Raw genomic sequence first — 22,011 nt, forward strand, 5'->3', positions numbered from 1 at the left:
ATGCTGATGCCTCGCAAGGTGAAGCACCGCAAGCAGCATCACCCGGGCCGTTCGGGCATGGCCAAGGGCGGCACTTCGGTGGCGTTCGGCGAGTTCGGCATCCAGGCGCTGGAGCCGGCGTACGTCACCAACCGGCAGATCGAGTCGGCGCGTATCGCGATGACTCGCCACATCCGCCGTGGCGGCAAGATCTGGATCAACATCTACCCGGATCGCCCGCTGACCAAGAAGCCCGCCGAGACCCGCATGGGTTCGGGTAAGGGTTCGCCGGAGTGGTGGGTCGCGAACGTCAAGCCCGGTCGCGTGATGTTCGAGATGAGCTACCCGAATGAGGAGACCGCTCGTGAGGCGCTGCGCCGCGCGATGCACAAGCTCCCGATGAAGTGCAGGATCGTGACCAGGGAGGAGCAGTTCTGATGGCTACCGGAACACCGGCCGCAGAGCTCCGCGAGCTCACCGAAGAGGAGTTGGTGGCCAAGCTGCGCGACTCCAAGGAAGAGCTGTTCAACCTGCGCTTCCAGATGGCGACGGGGCAGCTGGACAACAACCGTCGTCTGCGCGTCGTCCGTCACGAGATCGCGCGCATCTACACGGTCATGCGTGAGCGCGAGCTCGGTCTGGCCACCGGACCCGCTGGCAAGGGAGATGCTGCATGAGCGACAAAGTAGAAGGGCAGCGCGGCACCCGTAAAGTGCGTGTCGGTTACGTTGTCTCCGACAAGATGAACAAGACGATCGTCGTCGAGCTGGAAGACCGTAACCGGCACCCGCTCTACGGCAAGATCATTCGCACCACCTCGAAGGTGAAGGCGCACGACGAGAACGAGATCGCCGGTATCGGTGACCGCGTTCAGCTGATGGAGACCCGTCCGCTGTCGGCCACCAAGCGGTGGCGTCTGGTCGAGGTCCTGGAGAAGGCCAAGTAAGCCTATTCCACGGCGTGAAACCGCAAGGCCCGCTCCCCGTCCCGGAGAGCGGGCCTTCGCCGTATCCGGGCAGTGCCCGATAGCTGGGCCGCCGATAGGTACTGTCGTGTTGCGGCAGCAACCGGCCGCCGCGTCTCGGTGACCGGAACGGTGATCGGTTGTACCGACGGCCATGTGGAGGTATGAGCGGTGGGATATGCGACTCGACCCGGTCGATCCGATGACCGCGAGCTGCTTCGAAAGCACCTCCTGGAGACACGGATAGCGGGGGACGTCGCGACGCCCCGGGAGGGGAATCTCTCGCACTATCGCAAGATGGTGGAGAAGGAGCCGAGGTACCAGTTCGGGCTGACACTGAGGGATTGGACCTTCGACGAGACCTTGGCGATGATGGCGCGACTGTGCGGGGTCAGCCCGGATCCGCGTCATCTGCGGGGCCCCGACACCATCGATGCGGAGCTGACTCTCGACGCGCTGGATGCGATGGGGGCGCGGATCGGGCTCGCGGCTCGCCGCCGGGAGACCGTGATCCTGGCGACCGGGCATCCGGAAACGCTCATGGATGTCTATCGAGCTGTCGAGGATGCGTTGCGCGCGGCGGGATGCGTGGTGCTGACGCCTGCCGCCGGGTGGTCCTACCGGGTCACCGCTCGCATCGGGTCGCAGAATCGCGAAATCGTCTACACCTCGGGGGTGGCGGCGCTCGGCGACGACGGGCGGCTGAAGCACACGCACGATCCGCACCCGATGCGGGCGGTCCTGCGGGAACTGCGCGACGCCGGGGCCGGCCACTGGCCCGACCTGGTCATCGCCGATCACGGCTGGGCAGGCGCCGCAGGCGAAGCGGGCATCGAAACCGTCGGATTCGCCGACTCCAACGACCCCGCACTGTTCGCCGGGCAGGTCGAGGGCAAGATCGCCGTCACGGTTCCGCTCGATGACGGGGTGCACCCGGAGTACTACCGGCCGCTGACCACCTATCTGCTCGACCGTGCCGGGCTCGGTGGGTGAATCAACCGGGTCCGGGCGAGTGCCCCCCGGCCGCCCAGGTATCCCGAACGATGGTGTCGAGCTCGGAATAGGACGGATACCAGGGTAGTTCGGTTATCGCCCGGGTGGGATCGCTGATCAGCGTGGCGGGTTCGGATGCCGGTGGCCGATGGATCAGCTGGATCCGGCGGCCGGTCCGCCGCTCGACGGCGGCTACGACGTCGAGGACGCTGCTGCCGTGGCCGCTGCCGATGATGTACCGGCGGAACCTGTCCGGCGGCGGGTTGTCGACGCAAGCGACGAAAGCCGCGGCGGCATCGACGACGTGCAGGTAATCGCGAACCGCGCTGCCGTCGCCATTGACCTGCAATGCCGAAGCATTCACCGCGGCGGCGAGCGCCCGGGGAATCAAGCGCGTGGGGTCGCGGTCCGCGCCACCGGCCACGTTCGTCAAGCGCAGCACGGTGGCCGACAAGCGGCCGGTTCGCGCCTGGGCCGAGATCGCGGACTCGGCGGCCAGTTTGCTCGCGGCGTACGGGTGCGGCGGTGCGTCGGGCAGGCGCTCTGTCATCGGTTGGCGCTCGGGCGTCCCGTAGATCGAGCCGGTCGAGGCGAAGACGATCCGCGCGACCCCGGCAGCGGCCATCGCGTCCAGTAAGGCGACGGTCCCGCCCGTGTTGACGCGAAAGTACCGGAGCGGATCGACCGTGGACTCTCGCGCCCGAGTCAGCCCGGCGAGGTGGCAGACCACCTGTACTCCGCGCAGTGCGTCGCGGAGCCCGCTCTCGTCGAGGAGGTCGGCGACCCGAGTGGTCTCCCGCATGGCCGAAGCGCCCCCGCGAACCATCGCGATCGGCTCATGGCCTGCTCTACCCAGCAGATCCACGACCGCCCGACCGAGATAACCATTCGCTCCGGTGACGAGAACGCGCACCACTCGATCTTGTCACCGCGTATGAGTCCGGATCAGCGAGGTCGGGCGAGATAGCTCGCGGACGGAAGGGCACAGAACTGCGGTATCACCTCTGATACCATTAATGTATGGCTTGGACCATGCGATTGCCGGACGACGAAGAGGCGGCGCTCAACGCGCAAGCGGACGCCGAGGGGCGCTCCAAGCACGAGATCACTCGTGACGCGGTCCGGGCTTATCTCATGCGGCACCGCAAATGGGAGACGCCCCTGCTCGGCGATGACGAGACGTTCGATCTGGGTGGGCCGATCGCCAAGGACGACATCCGCAATGCGATGAACCGACCCGCATGATCGTCGTGGCCGACACTTCTGGAATTCTGGCGCTATTCAATCGTTCGGACCCCGAGCACTTCGCGGTGTGTCGAGCAGCCGATTCGGCGGGCGCGATCGTCGTCAGTCCGCTGGCGCTCACCGAGGTGCATCATGTTGCGAGTGTCCGGGCCGGACGTGCGGTCGCCGACGGCATTCTCACTCTGATCGCGGAGCGAGTCGCGTCGACGCGGATCGTCATCTCGAACGTCGATGCGGGGCAGTTGCGCACTGCGGTCGACATCCGGGGGAAGTACGGCACCCTGAACCTCGATTTGGTGGACGCGGTGTGTGTGGCTCTGGCCGACGAATTCGATACCGACACCATCCTGACGCTCGACCGACGTGACTTCCGAACTTTGCGGCCCCTCGGTCGCTACTCCGCATTTCGCATCCTGCCGGACGACTTGCGCCCCACGTCCTAGGTAGGCCGCGTATCGGCAGCTCGAGCCTCGGCTCGGCGTTGCGGCCCTGGCGGCGTCTTCCGTGGTTGGCTGGGGTGGTGGCGGAGTTCGGGCGAGCGCGGTTGGCTGCGGGGGCGTTGTTCGTTCGCGGCGACGAAGTGTTGCTTGTGCACAAGACCTATGGCAATGGCTGGGATCTGCCGGGTGGGTATGTGGAGCCGGGGGAGGCGCCCGCCGCGGCTTGTCGGCGGGAACTCGGTGAGGAGTTGGGGATCGACCGGTTCGTTCGTCGGCTGCTCGTGCACGACTGGGCTCCGAGTCCCGAGGAGGGGGACAAGGCGCTCTACGTATTCGATTGCGGTGAACTCGGCGCCGAGGAGCGGACCATCCGATTGCAGGAGTCGGAACTCGACGCCTGGCAGTGGGTTTCGATCGGCGCTCTCGATGACTACCTGATACCGCGTCTCGCTCGGCGGGTGCGGCAAGCACATCTCGCGCACATCGACGGCTGCCCCCGGTATCTCGAACATGGCCGTCCGGTCGGGCGGGGTGATTAGCCGAGCGGCGGCCCGGCGTGCCCTGCGGTGAGTCAGCGCTTGCGTTATACGTATACATCTACTTATAGTGACATGGCAGCCCGGCCTTCCTGGAAACATCGAACTCGCACCTCCACAGCGGATTCGGCACGGGCCGGCTGACGGTAGGCGCACGCTCGGGTGTGCATTCATCCATGAAATGGGGATTTGCCATGACCACCGATCCGAATAATCCGGCCGGTGTGGCCACCGCCGACGAGCAAGCCGGCGGCGTCACCTTCCTGAAGGATTCCGGCGAGCGGGGCGGGGTGGAGGATCTCCGGGAGATCGTGTTGCGGGTCGGCCCCGGCGGCGGGCGCAGACAGCGGTTTTTCGGCAGACTGCTCGGCGAGTCCCGGGAGTACACCAAAGCCGGGATGGATGTGGTGCGGGTCTATGTGAGCCGTAAAGGCAAGTTCGTGGTGCACCGGCGGGAATCGTCATGGCGCGAAATGTCCGTCGCGATCGACTGGACCGAATGGAAGACCTGGCGGGACCTGCTCCGGTCCGGCGGCCGCGAGTGGGGTGATTACACGGTCGAGATCGTGGACTCGCCCGCCGAACTGCTGGGGCGGATTCCGGAGCACATCTATCGGACCGTCGTCGATGTGGCCGAGAACCCCACCTCGCAGGACCTCCAGATCTGAGAGACCGAAGCTTTTCCCGAATCCGGAAAGGATTTCACAGCAGATGTTCGCACGACTGGGGGCCGTGGTCGTCCACAATCCGTGGAAGGTGATCGGCCTGTGGGTGCTGCTCGCCATCGCGGTGGTGGCTACGGCGCCGGAACTGAAATCAACGACCGACCAATCCGCCTTCCTGCCTTCGCATTACGAGTCGATTCAGGCGCTGGAATTGCAGCAGAGGGCTTTTCCGGAAAGCTCCGCTCCCGCGGCGATCATCGTGTTCGCCCGGAAGGATGGTGCGCCGCTGACCGAGGCGGACTCGGCTTCGGTGGTAGCGGTCGCCGCTGATCTGCGCGGCGCGAAGGTCAAGGACGTCACCGCGATCCAACCGGCCCCACCCTCGGAGAACCGGCTGATCCAGATCATCGCGGTGCAGATGACCAAGGTGACCGATCCGAGCGACACCACGCAAGGCGACGCGGTCAAGGCGCTGCGCACGCGGCTGAAGGAGAGCGTCGCGGACACCGACCTGAAGGCGGGCATCACCGGCCAGGCGGCGCAGGTGCTCGACCAGCAGGAATCCAGCGAGAAGGGCCTGGCCATCGTCGGCGTCGCCACCATCGTGCTGATCCTGGTGCTACTGCTGATCATCTTCCGCAGCCCGGTGATCGCGTTGTTGCCGATCGTCGTGATCGGCGCGATCTCCAGCATGGTCGGCGGATTGATCGCCATGGTCGCCAGAGCCTTCGACCTGCAGATCGACGCATCGATCAACGCCATCCTGGTGGTCGTGCTGTTCGGTGTCGGCACCGACTACATCCTGTTCCTGATGTTCCGTTACCGCGAGCGGTTGCGCGCGGGTGAGGATGCCAAGACCGCCATGGTCAGCGCCGTCAGCCGGGTCGGTGAGGCGATCACGTCCGCGGCGGGCGCGGTGATCATCGCGTTCATGGCGCTGGTGCTGTCCACCCTCGGCATGTTCCGCGCCATGGGCCCGGCACTGGCGATCGCGGTGGCGATCGCGCTCGCGGCAGGGTTGACGCTGGTCCCCGCGGTGGTCTCCCTGTTGGGCACCAAAGTCTTCTGGCCCTCGAAAGCGTGGCGGACCGAGCCGAAGGGAGCTCGGTTCACGGCGGTCGGCAACGCACTCGGCCGACGACCCGGTGCTTTCGCCGCGGTCTCCGGCGGGGTACTGGTCGCGCTGGGGATCTTCGCCTTGGGCTTCCACCCGACGTTCGACCTCAGCTCCGGGCAGACCTCCGAGGCGTCCGAATCCGTGGTCTACAGCAAGGAACTGGTCAAGGGCATGCCTGCCGGTACTACGCAGCCGTCGGACGTTCTGTTGCGGTCCGGCGGCGGCGAATTGACCGCCGATCAGCTCACCGCCTACCGGGCCGCGCTCGCCGCCGTATCCGGTGTGGGACAGGTAGCCGAGCCGCAGTTGTCCGCGGACAAGACGATCGCCGACTTCGCGGTGACGCTCGATGCCGTGCCGGAGTCCGATGCCGCGCTGGAGACCGTCAAGGGACCGCTGCGCGATGTGGCGCACTCGGCGGCTCCCGCCGGTGCCACGGCCGCGGTCGGCGGTCTGACCTCCGTCTTCGTCGACTTCCAGGACGCGATGGCGCGCGACTACGCGATCGTGTTCCCGGTGGCGGCGATCCTGATCATGATCGTGCTGGGATTGCTGTTGCGCAGTCTGGTGGCGCCCTGGTACCTGATGGCGTCGGTGTTTCTCGGATTCGCCGCAACGCTCGGCGCCGCGGTGCTGGTCTTCCAGCAGTTCCAGGGCGAGTCCGGGCTGATCTTCACGCTGCCGGTGATCATGTATCTGTTCGTGGTGGCACTCGGCACCGACTACAACATCCTCATGGTCGCCCGGTTGCGGGAAGAGGCCCGCGAGGGCAACGAGCCGAAACAAGCCGCGGCGCTGGCCCTGCGGCACACCGGACCGACCATCGCCGCGGCCGGGGTGATCCTGGCGGGAACGTTCGCGTCGATGATGCTGGCGGGCAACAATGTCCTCGCCCAGATGGGCTTCGCCATCTCGGTGGGCATCGCGATCGCCGCGTTCGTCATGGCGATGTTCTTCACGCCCGCGGTCACGGCGCTGATCGGGCACAAAGCATGGTGGCCCGGACACGGCGACCAGGCTGCCGAGAAGGTTTCGGTCACCAAGAGCGGGCCCGAGGTGGATAGTCGAACGCGCGCGCTCTGACGCCGCCGGCAGAGCAAAGGGCTGTGCACCGGGAATCCGCCCGGTGCACAGCCCTTTCCGATACGAACCGGTTCGCGTCGGCGGCGCAGGGTGCGCTGAAGACCAAGCCACCGAGTGGTTGCACCGGATGCGGACATTCCGCGGCTCGATCGAGCAACCTCGCTCGCGTCGTCGCCTCGGAGCATCAGCCGTTGGCTGTTCTGGCCACCTCGGAACGCCGCTGACCGGCTGTGTCAGCCGATGACCGCGTACGGGCGATGGACTTTGATGGCCGAGTCCAGAACTCGGGTGACCGCCGCGCGGGAGACACCGAGTTCGTTCGCGATGGCGGGAGTCGAGCCCCCTTGGTCGGCGAGCGTGAGGATTTCCCTGACCTCCTCGATCGGCAAGCTGGACAGGCGCCGGGTGGTGATGGCCCGCGCGATCGCCGAGATCTCGTCGTCGTCGGTGTCGGCCTCTTCCGGCTCGGCGGGGAGTTCGCCGTCCTCGTCGTCGTCGGCATCCAGAATCGACAAAGGTTCCGGGCGCGGTGGTTCCGGGGATTGCTCGAGGGCGAGTTGTTCGCCCTCCGGTTCGGCGGAGCGATCGTTCTGCTCGCCGGACAGCGACTTTCCGCGTTTCGCCGCACGCGCAGCGGTGGCGTTCGGATGCACCTGCGTGGCGGCGTCCGTGGTGGCCGGGGCCGGTGTGCGCCCGGGTTCGGCGGCGCCGGCGCTCGGGTGCCGAACGGGGTCGTTTCCGCGATGCGCGCGATCCGGATGACCGCCGTGATCGACATGCGGATGCGGCGATGCCGCAACGGCGGTGCCGTGCTCGCGGTTCGGCGGTACGAGGCGACGCTCCCGTAATTCGAGTCCATCGTGCAGGTCGTCGAGCGAGATCTGCTGAGACGTCTGCGTGGGTTCGGGACGCGTCTCCTGCGTGGTGGTATCCGCCGGGTCCGCGATCGTGCCGCCCGCGTCGACCGACGAAGGAGCGCCTGCCTGGCTCGGTTGTCCACGTTCCGCGTCCGCTTCGGAAGTGGGCGCCGGGGCGTCAGCCGCTCGGGTCGTGGGCTCGTGGGTGGGGAGATGGAAGACGTAATCGGCGACAGCGGAGGTCGAATGATCCGCAGGCGGGGCTGTCACGTCCTCGCCGTTGGCGGTGGAGGAATGTGTGCTTTCGTCGGGCGTGAGGCTGCCCGTATGGCCGTTGGTGGCAAGGGGAGGGGTGTGTCCGTTGACCCGCAGGTCCCGACCGCGGAGGCCGGGTGAGATCCCGGCGGCGTGGCCGTTTGTGTTCGCACGACCGCCGTGTCCGTTGCTCTGCGCGTGATGTGCCGCGTCCGTGACGCTCTCGGCGCTGTATCCGTTCGTGGTCGGACGAAAGGTGGATTCGTCACCGTGCGTGCGTCCGGTGGGGGAGTTCTCGGCTGTGTATCCATTGGTGATCGGACGGACGCTGTGTCCGTTGGTCCGCACGTCATGGGCAGCGCCGGTGGTGGAGTTCTCGACGGTGTGGCCGTTGGAAGCCGGACGGACGCGGCGCTCATCGAGGCGAAGCTCGGCGGCGTTGCCGTCGGCGCTCTCGCCTTCGATCGGCAGGGCAGCGTGGCCATTCGGAAGGATGTGACCGTTCACCGTGGTCTCGGCCCTGCGGCTGTTCGTGACGTGGGGGAATGCGTGGCCGTTCGCGGGGTAGGCGACCGCGTGGCTGTGCGCCGGCTCCGCGTTGACGTTGCCTCTGTTCGCCGAGTCGGTGGTGTGGCCATCAGACGATGACGTGACCGGTGTGTTCGTTGTGGCTGATTTGCCGCGCGGGGAATCGGAGCGGTCGACAACCGCCGTGTCCGCCGAACGGTGGGCAGCGGTATCAAGTCCGGCCCGTGGGACGTGCACGCCGTCCGGCTGACTGATGCGCCTGTCGGATTCCGCACCGCGTCCCGGATCGAAGTCCTCGTGCCGATGGGCCGCTGTGTCCCATCCGAATGCGCTGTGAGCCGAATTCACGCCGTCGAGCGGGCGAAGACGATCCCTATCCGAGAGGCCAGGAATACGCTCCGCGTCGATCCGAACCGGCTGCGGTTCGCGCTCGATCACCGGCGCGCCGTCGATCAGCACCGCGTACCGCGCGGAAACCCAGGCGTGCAACCAGATCACCACGCCGACCATCACCGGAGCGATCGCGTACTCGGCGGCGCGGCCGAGGTCCCCCGCGGCGAGATGCGGTCCGGTATTGAGCGCCACGGTCGTACCGAGCAGAGCCGCCTCGAAGAGGATCACTTTGCCGCGCGCCAGCTCCCGGCCCCACCGTGCCGCGGTCGTCGCCGCCACCATGATGGTGATGATCGGAATCGAGATCATCGCCTCGATGCCGTAGCTCAACCAGTACAGCGGATCGGACATGTCGCCGCTGGGCACCAGATTGTGCTGCACGTTGACCCCTGCCCACACCATGCCGAGCACGACGACGGCGATCAACGCACGCGACGACCACTCCGCCCGCCGGTAGAGCTGCGCCAATCGCGCGTCCTCGCTGGACACCCGCCGCCGCGCCGCCAGCGCGCGCCGGTGCCAGCGGGCGTCGGCCTCCTCCGACCGGCGCAACGCGGCCGCGGACTTCCGGTCACGCCGCTGTGCGGCCAGCTCTTCCTCGATCTCCAGTCGCCGCTGCTTGCGTCGCTGCGCGCGGATCCATTCCGCGAGTTCGCGCTCCGCGCTGATCTCGCGTTCGGACAGCACTTGCAGCAACGCCGGGTCCAGCTGCAGGGGCAATTTGCCGCGCGCGGTCTCGACTTGCTGCGCCAGCGCGGCGATCTCGGAACTACCGTTCGACAGTTCGTCGGGCATCGCGAGCCTTCCCAAGAGCAGATGTCATGCCGGGTGGTGGAGACATGAGTGCTCGAACATATGTGTGATCGCCAGTGAGACTAAACCGCCCTCTGCTCGTGGTCAACGTGGCCGAATCCGCGCCGACGGCGACACGCCGAACTGCCGAAATTCACGATGCGGCTCGATTATCCGGATGAGCGGCCATTTCGTAGCCCACCTGCGTGTCGAAACTCAGTTCGAATTCACATCCCGTCCGGAGCGGCTTTTTCACCGCCCGGGGTTGCCCGGGGGGCGGGATCAGCTCAGCGTGGTGTGCCAGACGATAGCGGCCGCCAAGGCGCCCGCGCCGTTGACCGACCAGTGCAGTGCGATCGGGGCGAGCAGGCTGCCGCTGCGGTGGCGCAGCCAGGTGAACACCGCACCTGCGGCGGCCGTCGCGACCACGGCGAGCAGGATTCCGATGACCTGTCCGGCGACGCCCCCGCCGATGACTCCGCTCAGGCCGCGGTTGCCCGCGGTGAGGCCGAAGGAGGAGGCGATGTGCCAGAGACCGAACAGCAGGGAACCCGCCGCGAAGACGCCGCGCGCGCCGTACGCGCGCAGCAGTGTGCCGTGCAGCACACCTCGGAATGCCAGTTCCTCGGGGATCACCGTTTGCAGGGGGATGACGATCATCGAGGCGATCAACGCGCCCGAGATGGTGGCGTAGCGATCGGCCAGGAAGAACGGCCGGGTCAGCGGGAGCGCCGCCCCGATCGCGACGACGGCGAGGACCAGCGCCGCCGCGCCGAGCGCGTAGAGCGAGCCGCGCCGCCAGTGCCGAGGGGAAAGCCCGAGCTCGGACCAGCCGAGGCCGCGCCTGCGCACCAATGCGAGCAGCGCGATCGCCGCCACCGGCACCGTGACGATGCTCGCCCACGCGGTGGTGAAGTGCGCGATCAGATTGGTGCCCGCCAAGACCAGCACCACGACGGCGACGTCGATGTATGCGCGCATCTTGCGTCGTTGCTGGACTGTTGCTGCTAGGTCTGGCTCAGGCATCCCGGACCAGTGTACGGATCTGGAACAGGTTCGCTACGCGCCCCGCCCCACTGATGAATAGGCCACTTCTCCCTGGCGTGCGGACCGCTTCCCTCAGCCCGCCCACCCGTGCGGATCGGTCCACGCCCGCAACGTGCGAGTGGTCTCGAAGCGGCGCGGCTCGCGGGTGATCGGGTCTGTGAACTCGAGCGCGGCGGCCAGCAACTGGAGCGGTCTGGTGAAGTCGTCGACGGGTTTCTCGGTGAGCACCGGATAGAAGTCGTCGCCGAGAATAGGAATGCCGAGGCTGTTCATGTGCAGGCGCAACTGGTGGGTCCGGCCGGTGTGCGGGCGCAGCCGGTAGCGGCCGAGGCCGTCGCGGTGCTCGAGCAGTTCGATCTCGGTTTCCGCGTTGGGCTCGCCCGGCACCTGTTGGGCCGCGAGCACCTGCTTCTCCTTGATGATCCGGCTGCGCACCACGCGGGGCAGCGTGAGGCCGGGATCGAACCGGGCGATCGCCTCGTACTCCTTGCGCACGGTGCGCTGGTGGAACATGGTCTGGTACGCGCCGCGACGGGCCGGATTGATCACGAACAGCACCAAGCCCGCCGTGACGCGGTCGAGCCGGTGCGCCGGGACCAGATCGGGGAGGTCGAGCTCCCGGCGCAATCGCACCAGCGCGGTCTGCAGGATATGCCGACCGCGCGGGATCGTGGCCAGGAAGTGCGGCTTGTCCACGACCAGCAGGTCGTCGTCGCGATGCACGACGGGGATGTCGAACGGGACCACCGCCTCCTCGGGCAGATCGCGATGGAACCAGACCGCGCCGCCCGGAACGTACGGTGCGTCGGGAGCGATCGGCCCGTCCAGGTCGACGATGCCGCCCGCGTGCAGCAGTTCGTCTATGCGCGTCGCGGGCACCCTGGGCAGGCGCTCCACCAGGTGGTCCCGGATGGTCGCCCAGTCGCCCTGCTCCGGCAATCGCAGCCGAGCCGGGTCCAAGCCGTGCCGTTTCGGCAACGGCGGTTGTTGCCGCCTTCTCATCGGTGTCGACCCTAGCCGCAGGCTGGTCGCGGGAGGTCCGAGGCCGCCTCAGTGGGCGCGAACCGCGATGCCCGGGTAATCGAGCACCAAGCCGGACTTGTCGTACTCGAGGCAGCAGGTGAAGTCGACGTCGGGGGCGGCGTAGTCGAACCGAGGGCCGTGCTCGCCGTCGGCGATGCGGGCGTAACGCTGTTCCAGCCGCCCCACCGCAGCGCCGGAGGCGTACACGTAGGCCGCGGGCGCGTGAGCGGCATCGCCGACCTCCTGCGCCGACCGATGCACCGGAAGCGCGTTGGTCAGCGCCGAGGACTCCAGGTCGACGTCGAGGCAGCCGTCGAGCAGCGGCGCTGGCATGCTGTCCAGCAGCCAGGACCCGGCACCGTCCGATTCCAGCACCAGCGTGTTCCAGCCACCGGGTTTGCGCACGGCGACCTGGGCCCGGCGCGTACGCCATTCGGGATCCAGCGCTATCCGGTAGTCCACCACCCAGGCCGTGCCGTCCTCGACGGCCGTCGTGCAGCCGTCGATCAGCACGCCTTGCTCGGTGACCCGGAAATAGGCCACCTCGAAGCCCTCGCGTGCGGTCCGATGCCGCCAGGCGGCGGTGGACGGCGGCGGCGCGAACGTCATCGGGATCAGAACCCGCGCAGCCGATCCGGGGTGACGCGCAGGACCACGGAGTACTCGGCGTAGAACTGCTCGCCGGTCATGTCGATCGAGCGAAGGCCGTCGGTGTATTTCGTGGTGAAGGCGGCGATTTCATCCGCGCCGGGCCGCTGTTCGTCGACGCGCGCCGCGCCGGTGAGCACGACGACGTCGCCGCCGGTGACGGTGCTGTTCAGGTTCAGCGCGACCCGGGGATTGCGCAGGATGTTGCGGATCTTCGGCTGGCCGGGCTTGCTGAAGATCAAGAATTCACCGTTACGCCACTGGAACCAGACCGGGTTCGGTTGCGGTGTTCCGGTGGGGCCGACGGTGGTCAGCCAGAGGACGGATTCGCGGTTCAGGCGTTCGGCTACCTTCGCGCCGAACTCGGTCTCGGTGTCGACGACGGGGGCGGATCGGTCGGATGCCGTTGTGGTCATGGCAGAGACAACACCACGGCACCCGGGACGATTCCGCTCGGGACAGAAAAGCCAATTCGGTGTATGCGAACCCGCCGTGGGCCCGCAGAGGCACCGAGCGCACGACCGCGGGGCGCGCATCGCGGACGTCATTACGGCGTTGCCCTCTCGTCCAGCACCATCAATCGGGCCTCGACCAGCGTCCTGCGCGCGCGACGCCGGACCCGCCACAGTTCGACGCTGCAATCCAGGTGCACCTGCATGGCCCGGCGCGCTTGGCCCGCGGTGAGTTCGCCGGGGGTCACGGGCGCAATTCGCGAAAACCGAGAAAATCTCCGTGCCATACATATTCGGTACTCCTATGTGGTCAATTGCTTTACTTTCCGTCGAAGTTAGCGATGCGCGGGAGCTGTCGGACCACGATGCGTCGCCGTTCATGGAGGTTTCCCCGGCCGGTCGGTAGCTCGAAACCGCTGTCGCTTCAATAGTTTTCGCACATCGACGAAAAAAGTCGTGCAGGACAACAGTCAGTGAGCCGAGGGGCTGATTCGGATAAGCCGTCGCGAATCGCGGGTGATCGGTCCGCCGATGTCGTGACACGACAGAGCCGACAACCGCCGAGATGCATTCCGGTCGGCGCGCCGGTTCGGTGCTGGTCGCGGACGCCCGCAGCCAGGAATGAAGGTTTCGATTACGCGCATCGTGGCGTCCGGCTTGCTCCGTACTGGCGACACGGCCCGCTGGGCCGTCGACGGTCGCCTGACATATGCATTAGCTTAGGCTTACCTCAATCGGCCGAATGGTCGGAGTCGAACTGCAAAGGAGCTACGGAATGAAGCTGGCACGAACGGCGGCGCGGCGTGGTGTGCTCGCGCGGTTGGGATCAGCTGTGGTAGTGACGGCGCTCGCCGTGTCGGTGCCGGCCTGCGGCTCCGACGCCGGGAGCGACGGTGGCGAGGGAGTCACCATCAAGCACGGCCTCGGTGAGACGACGGTCGAAGGCATGCCGGAGCGTGTAGTAGCGATCGGCAATCAGTGGCTCGATGCCACCTTGTCACTCGGCGTGACGCCGGTCGGTTACGCCGACAACGTCTCGGTAGTGGCGGGCGGGCAGAAGGTGCCGTGGGAACCCGACTCGCTGTCAACAGCCACGGTGCTGAAGCAGGGCTCCGATATGGCCGAGCAGATCGCCGCCCTCGATCCCGATCTGATCCTGGTGCCCGCCTTCCTGGTGGACCGGGCGATGTACGACAAGCTGTCCAAGCTCGCGCCGACGATCGGCCCCGTCACCGAGAATGCGCAGGTCGATCGGTGGACCGATCAAGTGACCGCGCTCGGCAAGGTGCTGCACAAGGAGGATGCAGCGACCAAGGTGATCGCCGATGTCGAAACCAAGATCAAAGATGTCTCCGCCGAGTACCCGAACCTGACTGCCAAGACCTTCCTGACCTGCATGTTGACCGGTTCTTCGCAGCTCATGGTGCTGGCCGACCCTGAAGACGGTTCGGCGAAGCTGTTTTACGACCTCGGCCTGAGCATGCCGCAGAACATCGTGGCCGAGGCGCCCGCGGGCGGTCGGCTGGCGCTGTCGCCGGAGCGGCTGAGCGAGCTGACCTCCGACATCCTGATGTGCGGCGCGATGCCCGAGTTCGAGCAGAAGTTCAAGGAACTGCCGGGCTACAACGATCTGCCATCGGTGAAGTCGGGCGGTATGACCTTCCTCGACACCCTGACTATCAGTGCGATCAACACCCCGACCGCGCTGTCGGTGCCCTATGTGCTCGAACGGCTCAACCCGACCTTCGCCGCGGTCGGAAAGTAGGCCGCGATCGACTGGGTACATCCGAGCCGGGTGTATCCAGCCATCCGCGGTTCATCCGGCCTGTTCGCGCGAATGATCCGCGGTCACCTGCACGAGATTGGTGCCTGATGGGCCTTGGTTTGTCTTGGTCGGGGCCTGGCGAGCGGACTCGCGACGTCCTGGTCAATCGAATCTGGTATGTGTAGGCTAACCAAAGTTTGCAAACGGTGACAGTGAAGCGGAGACGAGATGGCAAGGCGCGCTTCGGTCGCCGTGGACTGCCGATCAATGGCGCGTGGGCGATCCGACCTGCTGCGGAACGCGATGAGCGGGATCGTCACCACCGCCACACCCGAATGCTCAGTCGATGCGGTGTCAGGTCGGCTACTTGCGGCATACCGGATGGAGGACAGGTAATACATGGCGCGCAGAGGATTCGCGGCGGTGGTCTTGAACGCGTTCGGCGTTCAGTACCACAACGCGACGGTGCTGAGCACCGAACAGACGACACCACGGATGCGGCGGGTGTGGCTCAGCGCCCCCTCGCTGTTCGATGAGATCGACCTCGAACCCACCGCCTGGTTACGCATCTGGTTCCCCGACCCGGCAGGCTCGGAGACCGAGTTCCAGCGCGGCTATACCATCGCTGAGGCAGATCTGGAATCCGGGCGCTTCGCCATCGATTTCGTCCTGCACGAACCCGCCGGGCCTGCATCGGCGTGGGCGACCTCCGTTCGGAGTGGCGAGACCATCGAGGTCACCTCGTTCGGATCGAAGGGCTTCTCGGTCGCCGAGGATCAGGCCGGATACCTGCTGATCGGCGATTCCGCATCGATCCCCGCCATCAACTCCATCCTCGCTGCCGTGCCGCCGCAGGTACCGGTCGAGGTGTATCTCGAGCAGCATCACGACGACGATCTGCTCATCCCGCTGACCCCACACCCGCGCGCACAGGTGCACTGGGTGCCGCGCACGTCCGAAGAGGCCCTTGCCGCCGCCCTCGCGGCGCGCGACTGGTCGAATTGGTACGCGTGGGCCGGTCCGGAGTCCAAGGCGCTCAAACACATCCGTGCCCGGCTGAAGGAATTCGGTTTCCCGAAGACCGACGTCTACACCCAGGCCTACTGGGTGCACGGGCGTGCCATGGGCAAGCAGCGCGACGGCGCCGAGATCGAGGCCACGCAGACCACCGACCTCGTGCCCGCCTCGGCAACCGAGACCACGGTCGTGGTTGCGCCGACTGCCGCCGAAGCAGCACCGGAACCCGCGTCGGCACCCGAGCCTGCTGTCGCGGCCGCCGACTCCGCCCCAGCGACCACCGCGCCAACGGGCACCTGGCGTTCGCAGGCGGCGAGCAGATTGTTCGCCGAGGTACGCCCGAAGCTCTACATCGCGGGCGTGCTCCAGTTCCTCATTACCCTGGTTCAGCTGGCGCCGTACGTGCTGCTGGTGGAGCTGGCGCGCAACCTGCTCGAGGGCAGCGATGAGTCCACCCTGTGGGCGCTGGGTGTGTGGGTGCTCGCGCTGCTGGGCCTCGGCGCCCTGCTCGAACTGGCGCTGCAATTGTGGTTGCACAGCGTCGACGCGCGGTTCGGCCGCGACCTGCGCGGACGCCTGCTGACCAAACTCGCCCGGTTGCCGCTGGGCTGGTTCACCGGGCGCAGCTCGGGGCAGGTTGGCAAGCTGATCACCAATGACACGCTGTCGCTGCACTATCTGGTGACGCACGCCGTCATCGATGCGGTGGCCGCTGTCGTCGCACCGCTGGTGGTGCTCGGCTACCTGCTGTGGGTGGACTGGCGGCTGGGACTGGTGTTGCTTGTGCCGGTGCTCGTCTACGTCTTCATCATGTTCTCGATGGTGGCGCAATCGCGCATCAAGATCGTGCAGGCGCAGCGCTGGGCCGAGCGGATGAACGGCGAGGCCACCTCCTACCTCGACGGTCAGCCGGTCATCCGGATCTTCGGCGGCGCGGCGGCCTCGCCGTTCCGGCGCAGCCTCGATGATTACATCCGGTTCCTCGACACCTGGCAGCGTCCGTTCGTCGGCAAGAAGGCCGTGATGGACATCGTCACCCGTCCCGTCACCTTCCTGTGGCTGATCCTGGTCGTCGGTACCGCGCTGGTGTCAACCGATCGCCTCGATCCGGTGAATCTGCTGCCGTTTCTGTTCCTCGGCACCACATTCGGCTCCCGGCTGCTCAGCATCGGCTACGGCCTGGCCGGGCTGAAGGAAGGCCGCATCGCCGCGCGTAACATCCAGCTAACGCTGGACGAGGCCGATCTCGGCGTGCGAGCCGCCGGTGCGGGAACGGCCGAACCCGCGGGCCGGGTGGTGCTCGACGAGGTGACATTCGGATACCGCCCGGGCGTGCCCGTGGTGGACGCCGTGTCGCTGACCCTCGAGCCGGGCACCGTCACCGCCCTCGTCGGGCCGTCGGGTGCGGGCAAATCGACGCTAGCCGCGTTGCTGGCGCGCTTCCACGATCTCGACAGTGGCAGTATCCGGGTGGGTGGCCGCGATATCGCCACCCTCGCCCCCGACGAGCTGTACCAGCACGTCGGATTCGTCTTCCAAGAGGCGCAGCTGGTGCACGGTACGGTGCGGGAGAACATCGCCCTCGCAGTGCCGGACGCCACCGAAGAGGCAGTGCGGCAGGCGGCCCGCGACGCGCAGATCCACGAGCGAATCCTGCGCCTGCCCCAGGGCTACGACACGGTGCTCGGCGCCGATGCCGCACTCTCGGGCGGCGAGCGTCAGCGCATCACCATCGCCAGGGCGCTGCTCGCCGACACCCCGGTGCTGATCCTGGACGAGGCCACTGCATTCGCAGACCCGGAGTCGGAGTATCTGGTGCAGCAGGCCATCAACCGCCTGACCGTCGGGCGCACCGTGGTGGTGATCGCCCATCGTCTGCGCACTATCACCGGCGCCGACCGAATCGTAGTGCTCGAGGGCGGTCGGATAGTCGAGTCGGGTACCCATCCCGAACTGCTCGCCGCCGACGGCCGCTACCGTCAACTGTGGGAGGCAGGCGCCGTCGCCGCCGATCTGAAGGAGAACGCCTGATGACGCGCACCCTGCTGAGTCTGCTTCCCCCGAAGCGTCGCGGGCGCTTCGGCGCGTACCTCGCGCTGATCGTCGTCTCGACCATCCTGCGCGCGATCGGCGTGGTGCTGATAGTCCCGCTCGTCGCCGCATTGTTCGGCGACGATCCCGCCGAGGCATGGCCGGTGGTCGGCGCGCTGACCGTCGCGGTGGCCGCTGGCTGGATCGTGGACTCCATCGCCTCGCGCGTCGGCTTCGACCTCGGCTTCACCATCCTCGACCACGCGCAGCGCGACGTTTCCGCACAGGTCGCCCGCATCCCGCTGCGCTGGTTCGACGAAGAGAACTCGGCCGCCACCCGCCGAGCCATTGCCAGCACCGGCCCCGACTTGGTCGGGCTACTCGGCTATCAGGTGGCGCCGCTGGTGCAGTCGGTACTGCTGCCCTTCGCTATCGGCATCGGGTTGGTGCCCGTCGCCTGGCAGCTCGGCGCGGCGTCCTTGCTGGCCGTCCCGCTGCTACTCGGCGCGCTGTGGGCGAGTGGGCGGATCACCCGCAAGGCCGACGAGGTGGCCAAGGATTCCAACAGTGCGCTCACCGCGCGCATCCTCGAGTTCGCCCGCACCCAGGCCGCGCTGCGGGCCGCCCGCCGGGTGGAACTCGCACGCAGCCAGGCCGGCGCTGCGCTCGCCGCGCAGCACGGAGCGACGACTCGGCTGCTGCTGCTGAACATTCCCGGTCAGATCCTGTTCAGTGTGGCCAGCCAGATCGCGCTGGTGCTGCTCGCGGGTACGACTGCCTGGCTGGCTGTGAACGACACCATCGGTGTGCCCGAGGCGGTGGCATTGATCGTCGTGGTTGTCCGGTTCCTGGAACCGTTCGGCGCGCTCGCTGATTTGGCGCCCGCCCTGGAGACCAGCCGGAGTATCCTGCGCGATATCCGCGCCGTCATCGACGCGCCCGAGCCTGCTGCCGAAGCGGTCACCGAGCCGCAGTCCGCGGCGGGTGGAGCGGGAATCGAACTGCGCGGGGTGTCTTTCGATTACGGGCACGACGCGCCGCCTGTTCTCGATGGGTTCGACATCGAGTTCCGCTCTGGTGAGGTCACCGCCGTGGTCGGGCCGTCCGGCTCCGGCAAGAGCACTCTGCTCAGCCTGGTTGCCGGGCTGGAGAAGCCAACGGCGGGCCGAGTCCTGGTCGGTGGAATCGATCGCAGCGCGCTCGATGCGGCGCAGCGTCCGGTGGTGACCAGCATGGTGTTCCAGCAGCCGTACCTGTTCGCGGGCACCATCCGGGAGAATGTGCTCGCGGGTAATCCTGCGGCGACCGAGGAAGAACTGGCCTCGGCATTGCGGCTGTCGCGAGTCGAGGAGTTCGCGAGCCGACTGCCCGACGGGCTCGATACCTTGGTGGGGGACGCGGGCACCGCGCTGTCCGGCGGTGAACGCCAACGGGTTTCGATCGCCAGGGCACTGCTCAAGCCGTCGTCGGTGCTGCTCGTGGACGAGGGTACGAGCGCGCTGGATGCGGAGAACGAGGCCGCAGTGGTCACCGCGATCACCGACGATCCGCAGCGCCGTACCCGGGTGGTGGTGACCCACCGGCTGTCCACCATCGCGGGCGCCGATCGTGTGCTCTTCCTCGAGGAAGGCCGCATCGTGGAGGACGGAACGGTCGAGGAGTTGCTGGCCGCGCACGGCCGGTTCGCCGAGTTCTGGGCGCATCAACACGACGCCGCCGAATGGCGGATCACCTCGAATTCGGCACCGCTGAATGCCAATTGAGCGACGGGGACATTCGCCTGAGCGGCGGGTGTCCCCGTTTCGCGTGTGGGCCTTCTCTGGCGGAGTAGGCCCAGCGGCGGCTAAACTAGCTTAGCCTAAGCTAAGTTGAAGGTCAACGTCGTAGTGATGGTTGTTTGTCACACCGCAGCACGCTTGTCGCGAGGTCGGGATTGGCTATGCTCGGATAGATAGTTAGCCCACCCTAATTATTTTTAGGGTAGACTAACTAGGCGGAGTTCTTGATCTGCGAGAGGCGTTCTGATGGTGGTTGCTCGTTCAGAGCTGGGTACGGAGATCGATCTCCGAGCGCAGATCGCTTCGCTGCTCGAGATCTCCGCCGACGAGATCGATCGGGGTGGCAACCTGATCGAGCAGGGCATCGACTCCGTTCGGATGATGCGGCTGGTGGGCCGGTGGCGCCGACTCGGCTACGACATCGATCTCGCGCGGTTGTCGGCCGATCCGACGATCGACGCGTGGGCGGCATTGCTCGCCGAATGTCAGATGGGCGAAAGCGATTCCATCGCTTTTGATTTCGACGACACGGATCTGGCAGCCGCCTTCCCGCTCGCGACCACCCAACACGCGTACTGGACCGGCCGTTCGCGCGATGACGCACTGGGCGGCGGCGCCGCACATCTGTACGTCGAATTCGATGGCCCGGCGATGGATCCGCAGCGTTTCCACGTTGCGGTGGACGCCCTGCTGGAGCGCCACCCGATGTTGCGCGTTCGCCCCCTGCACGACGGTACCCAGGTCATCGGCACCGCTCATGCGGACGTGGTCGCCGTGCACGACCTGCGTCAGGATTCGCCGACGTCTGTCGCCGAGACCCTGGAACAGCGACGGCAACAGGGCACACATCGAAGCCTGCCGATCGAAGAAGGTGCGGTGCTGCGCGCGGAGCTGACCCTGTTGCCGGAGGGCCGCGGACGGGTCCACCTGGCGGTGGACATGATCGCCGCCGACGCCATGAGCTACCGCGTGCTCGTGGACGACCTGGCGCGGCTCTACCTCGGCGAGGACCTGCCGGAACTGGGAGTCACCTTCCCGGCGCTGTCGGCTCGCCGCCGCGCGCGGGAAGCCGATGTGGCCTGGTGGAAGGCCAGGGTCGCTGAACTGCCCGGCCCGCCTGAACTTCCGGTGAACGAAGACGGCGCGGACGCGGCGCCCGCGACACTGCGCCTACACCACTTGATCGACGCCGCCGCCCGGCAGCGGCTGGAAGAAGGCGCCCGCAAGCGCGGGGTGACGCCCGCTGCGGCGATGGCGGCAGCGTTCGCCGAGGCCGTCGGCGCATTCTCGGCCAGCAGGCGCTTCCACCTGACGGTGCCGCTGTTCGATCGTGATGCCGTGCACGTCGGTGTGGATGAGGTGGTCGGTGCGTTTACCTCTACGATCGTCGTCGACGTGGACCTCGCCGAGGAGCAGGCCTTGGCCGAGCGTGCCGACGCCATGCGCGTGGCGATGCACGAGGCGGCGGGCCGTGGCACCGGTGGGAGCCTGGATGTGCTGCGCGAGTTCGGTGAACCGGTGGTGTCCCCGGTGGTGTTCACCAGTGCGCTCGGGCTCGGTGAGCTGTTCTCCCCGGTGGTGTCCGAGGTGCTGGGCGAGCCGTCCTGGATCGTCTCACAGGGGCCGCAGATGGTGCTCGACGCGAAGGTCGTCGAGGTGTCGGGAGGTCTGCTGGTCAACTGGGGCGTACGCACCCCGGACCTGGCGCCCAAGACCGCGCGGTCGATGTTCGACTACTACGTGCGCCTGCTCGATCTGCTGATCGAAGGGAAGTGGGACAGCCCCGCTCCCGGCCCGGAGAGCGTGACCACGCCGGTGTACCACTTCGAGTCCCGGCCGATGGATATCGAGCGCGATGCGGTGGTCGCCCACCGCTGGCTCAATCATCCGAAGTCGGCGTACTGGGGCATGCTCAACAGCAGCGTGGCCGACGTGGTGGAACTGATCCGAGAGGCGGGCACCGATCCCGACCCGCGATTCGGTATGCGCATCGGCTACTTCGAGAACGAACCGCAGTTTCTCTTCGAGCTGTACAACCCCGTGACCAGTGATCTGGCCGAACCTGGCACCGGGTATACACACGAGCCGGGCGATATCGGCATGCACCTGCTGGTCGCCAGCACCGATCGCCGGTTACCGGCGTTCACCGGGAACGTGATGCTGCACATCATGCGGACCGCGTTCTTCGAACTGGGCGCGCAGCGCGTCGTGGTCGAGCCGGATGTGCGCAACCTGGATGTGCAGGCACTCAATGCCGTGGTCGGGTTTGTGGTCGTCGGCGATTATCCGGTGGCGGACAAGGTGGCACGGCTCAGCTACTGCACTCGGGCGGATTTCATTCGGATGACCGACAACGGGCGGTCTTTGGCAGCCATCGATCAACGTTCCAATTCCTGAGAAGGC

At 67.0% G+C, this 22,011-nt stretch carries 19 protein-coding genes and 1 pseudogene; 13 read left to right on the forward strand and 7 right to left on the reverse strand.

Going from position 1 to position 22,011, the window contains the following annotated elements; translation table 11 throughout:
* The 4 genes and pseudogenes from rplP (at position 1) to GVY39_RS09530 (ending at position 1,936) form a co-directional block, all read left to right on the forward strand.
* The gene (rplP, locus tag GVY39_RS09515; RefSeq protein WP_040864842.1) at positions 1-417 is read left to right on the forward strand and encodes a 50S ribosomal protein L16; all 417 of its coding nucleotides are present in this window, start codon (positions 1-3) and stop codon (positions 415-417) included.
* Complete coding sequence (rpmC, locus tag GVY39_RS09520; protein WP_040864843.1) at positions 417-656, forward strand: 50S ribosomal protein L29; 240 nt, start codon at positions 417-419, stop codon at positions 654-656. The genes rplP and rpmC overlap by 1 nt, the downstream gene beginning before the upstream one ends.
* Positions 657-676: 20 nt before the next feature.
* Positions 677-925 (forward strand): annotated as a pseudogene (gene rpsQ / locus GVY39_RS09525) (30S ribosomal protein S17); the annotation flags it as partial.
* A 189-nt stretch (positions 926-1,114) separates the two neighbouring features.
* Positions 1,115-1,936: a phosphatase gene (locus GVY39_RS09530; protein ID WP_195071304.1), complete on the forward strand. Its 822-nt coding sequence runs from the start codon at positions 1,115-1,117 to the stop codon at positions 1,934-1,936.
* A 1-nt stretch (position 1,937) separates the two neighbouring features.
* Here GVY39_RS09530 and GVY39_RS09535 read toward each other — a convergent pair whose 3' ends face one another.
* A complete protein-coding gene (locus GVY39_RS09535; RefSeq protein WP_159922732.1) occupies positions 1,938-2,849 on the reverse strand; it encodes an NAD-dependent epimerase/dehydratase family protein in 912 nt (303 codons plus the stop codon).
* A gap of 107 nt (positions 2,850-2,956) precedes the next feature.
* Here GVY39_RS09535 and GVY39_RS09540 point away from each other — a divergent pair, with 107 nt between their 5' ends.
* The 5 genes from GVY39_RS09540 (at position 2,957) to GVY39_RS09560 (ending at position 7,022) form a co-directional block, all read left to right on the forward strand.
* Positions 2,957-3,181, forward strand: a complete 225-nt coding sequence (locus GVY39_RS09540) for a CopG family transcriptional regulator (RefSeq protein ID WP_159922734.1) — start codon at positions 2,957-2,959, stop codon at positions 3,179-3,181.
* Positions 3,178-3,624, forward strand: coding sequence for a type II toxin-antitoxin system VapC family toxin (locus tag GVY39_RS09545; protein ID WP_159922736.1), 447 nt, complete (start codon positions 3,178-3,180; stop codon positions 3,622-3,624). The genes GVY39_RS09540 and GVY39_RS09545 overlap by 4 nt, the downstream gene beginning before the upstream one ends.
* Before the next feature lie 77 nt (positions 3,625-3,701).
* Positions 3,702-4,160: an NUDIX hydrolase gene (locus GVY39_RS09550; RefSeq protein WP_201295190.1), complete on the forward strand. Its 459-nt coding sequence runs from the start codon at positions 3,702-3,704 to the stop codon at positions 4,158-4,160.
* Positions 4,161-4,351: 191 nt separating this feature from the next.
* Entirely contained in the window at positions 4,352-4,825 is a 474-nt protein-coding gene (locus GVY39_RS09555; RefSeq protein ID WP_159922740.1) for an EXLDI protein, read from the forward strand.
* A 43-nt stretch (positions 4,826-4,868) separates the two neighbouring features.
* Positions 4,869-7,022, forward strand: coding sequence for an MMPL family transporter (locus tag GVY39_RS09560; protein WP_159922742.1), 2,154 nt, complete (start codon positions 4,869-4,871; stop codon positions 7,020-7,022).
* Between the two features lie 233 nt (positions 7,023-7,255).
* Here GVY39_RS09560 and GVY39_RS09565 read toward each other — a convergent pair whose 3' ends face one another.
* The 6 genes from GVY39_RS09565 to GVY39_RS09590 all read right to left on the reverse strand — a co-directional run bounded on the left by GVY39_RS09565 (position 7,256) and on the right by GVY39_RS09590 (position 13,265).
* A complete protein-coding gene (locus GVY39_RS09565) occupies positions 7,256-9,850 on the reverse strand; it encodes a hypothetical protein (RefSeq protein ID WP_159922744.1) in 2,595 nt (864 codons plus the stop codon).
* A gap of 279 nt (positions 9,851-10,129) precedes the next feature.
* The gene (locus GVY39_RS09570; RefSeq protein ID WP_159922746.1) at positions 10,130-10,873 is read right to left on the reverse strand and encodes a CPBP family intramembrane glutamic endopeptidase; all 744 of its coding nucleotides are present in this window, start codon (positions 10,871-10,873) and stop codon (positions 10,130-10,132) included.
* A gap of 93 nt (positions 10,874-10,966) precedes the next feature.
* Positions 10,967-11,896: an RluA family pseudouridine synthase gene (locus GVY39_RS09575; protein ID WP_159922748.1), complete on the reverse strand. Its 930-nt coding sequence runs from the start codon at positions 11,894-11,896 to the stop codon at positions 10,967-10,969.
* A 48-nt stretch (positions 11,897-11,944) separates the two neighbouring features.
* Positions 11,945-12,526: a putative glycolipid-binding domain-containing protein gene (locus tag GVY39_RS09580; RefSeq protein WP_159922750.1), complete on the reverse strand. Its 582-nt coding sequence runs from the start codon at positions 12,524-12,526 to the stop codon at positions 11,945-11,947.
* Positions 12,527-12,531: 5 nt separating this feature from the next.
* Entirely contained in the window at positions 12,532-12,981 is a 450-nt protein-coding gene (locus tag GVY39_RS09585) for a TIGR03667 family PPOX class F420-dependent oxidoreductase (protein WP_159922752.1), read from the reverse strand.
* 131 nt (positions 12,982-13,112) lie between these two features.
* On the reverse strand, positions 13,113-13,265 hold the full coding sequence (locus tag GVY39_RS09590; RefSeq protein ID WP_159922754.1) for a hypothetical protein: 153 nt from the start codon (positions 13,263-13,265) through the stop codon (positions 13,113-13,115).
* 527 nt (positions 13,266-13,792) lie between these two features.
* On the opposite strand from GVY39_RS09590, the gene GVY39_RS09595 reads away from it, so the two are divergent.
* From GVY39_RS09595 to GVY39_RS09610, 4 genes are all read left to right on the forward strand, one after another.
* A complete protein-coding gene (locus GVY39_RS09595) occupies positions 13,793-14,782 on the forward strand; it encodes an ABC transporter substrate-binding protein (RefSeq protein ID WP_159922756.1) in 990 nt (329 codons plus the stop codon).
* 399 nt (positions 14,783-15,181) lie between these two features.
* Positions 15,182-17,830, forward strand: a complete 2,649-nt coding sequence (locus tag GVY39_RS09600; RefSeq protein ID WP_159922758.1) for an ATP-binding cassette domain-containing protein — start codon at positions 15,182-15,184, stop codon at positions 17,828-17,830.
* On the forward strand, positions 17,830-19,593 hold the full coding sequence (locus tag GVY39_RS09605) for an ABC transporter ATP-binding protein (protein ID WP_159922760.1): 1,764 nt from the start codon (positions 17,830-17,832) through the stop codon (positions 19,591-19,593). The genes GVY39_RS09600 and GVY39_RS09605 overlap by 1 nt, the downstream gene beginning before the upstream one ends.
* A gap of 261 nt (positions 19,594-19,854) precedes the next feature.
* Complete coding sequence (locus GVY39_RS09610) at positions 19,855-22,005, forward strand: GNAT family N-acetyltransferase (RefSeq protein WP_159922762.1); 2,151 nt, start codon at positions 19,855-19,857, stop codon at positions 22,003-22,005.
* Positions 22,006-22,011: the final 6 nt, after the last annotated feature.

Source organism: Nocardia sp. CY15, assembly GCF_009829295.1.
In the GTDB taxonomy this organism is placed as follows: Bacteria; Actinomycetota; Actinomycetes; order Mycobacteriales; family Mycobacteriaceae; genus Nocardia; species Nocardia sputi.

Bases quoted from the DNA above. Each gene is read 5' to 3' on its own strand.
- rplP (WP_040864842.1), top strand. From the start codon at position 1: ATGCTGATGCCTCGCAAGGTGAAGCACCGCAAGCAGCATCACCCGGGC.
- rpmC (WP_040864843.1), top strand. From the start codon at position 417: ATGGCTACCGGAACACCGGCCGCAGAGCTCCGCGAGCTCACCGAAGAG.
- GVY39_RS09540 (WP_159922734.1), top strand. From the start codon at position 2,957: ATGGCTTGGACCATGCGATTGCCGGACGACGAAGAGGCGGCGCTCAAC.
- GVY39_RS09545 (WP_159922736.1), top strand. From the start codon at position 3,178: ATGATCGTCGTGGCCGACACTTCTGGAATTCTGGCGCTATTCAATCGT.
- GVY39_RS09555 (WP_159922740.1), top strand. From the start codon at position 4,352: ATGACCACCGATCCGAATAATCCGGCCGGTGTGGCCACCGCCGACGAG.
- GVY39_RS09560 (WP_159922742.1), top strand. From the start codon at position 4,869: ATGTTCGCACGACTGGGGGCCGTGGTCGTCCACAATCCGTGGAAGGTG.
- GVY39_RS09565 (WP_159922744.1), bottom strand. From the start codon at position 9,850: ATGCCCGACGAACTGTCGAACGGTAGTTCCGAGATCGCCGCGCTGGCG.
- GVY39_RS09570 (WP_159922746.1), bottom strand. From the start codon at position 10,873: ATGCCTGAGCCAGACCTAGCAGCAACAGTCCAGCAACGACGCAAGATG.
- GVY39_RS09575 (WP_159922748.1), bottom strand. From the start codon at position 11,896: ATGAGAAGGCGGCAACAACCGCCGTTGCCGAAACGGCACGGCTTGGAC.
- GVY39_RS09580 (WP_159922750.1), bottom strand. From the start codon at position 12,526: ATGACGTTCGCGCCGCCGCCGTCCACCGCCGCCTGGCGGCATCGGACC.
- GVY39_RS09585 (WP_159922752.1), bottom strand. From the start codon at position 12,981: ATGACCACAACGGCATCCGACCGATCCGCCCCCGTCGTCGACACCGAG.
- GVY39_RS09595 (WP_159922756.1), top strand. From the start codon at position 13,793: ATGAAGCTGGCACGAACGGCGGCGCGGCGTGGTGTGCTCGCGCGGTTG.
- GVY39_RS09600 (WP_159922758.1), top strand. From the start codon at position 15,182: ATGGCGCGCAGAGGATTCGCGGCGGTGGTCTTGAACGCGTTCGGCGTT.
- GVY39_RS09605 (WP_159922760.1), top strand. From the start codon at position 17,830: ATGACGCGCACCCTGCTGAGTCTGCTTCCCCCGAAGCGTCGCGGGCGC.
- GVY39_RS09610 (WP_159922762.1), top strand. From the start codon at position 19,855: ATGGTGGTTGCTCGTTCAGAGCTGGGTACGGAGATCGATCTCCGAGCG.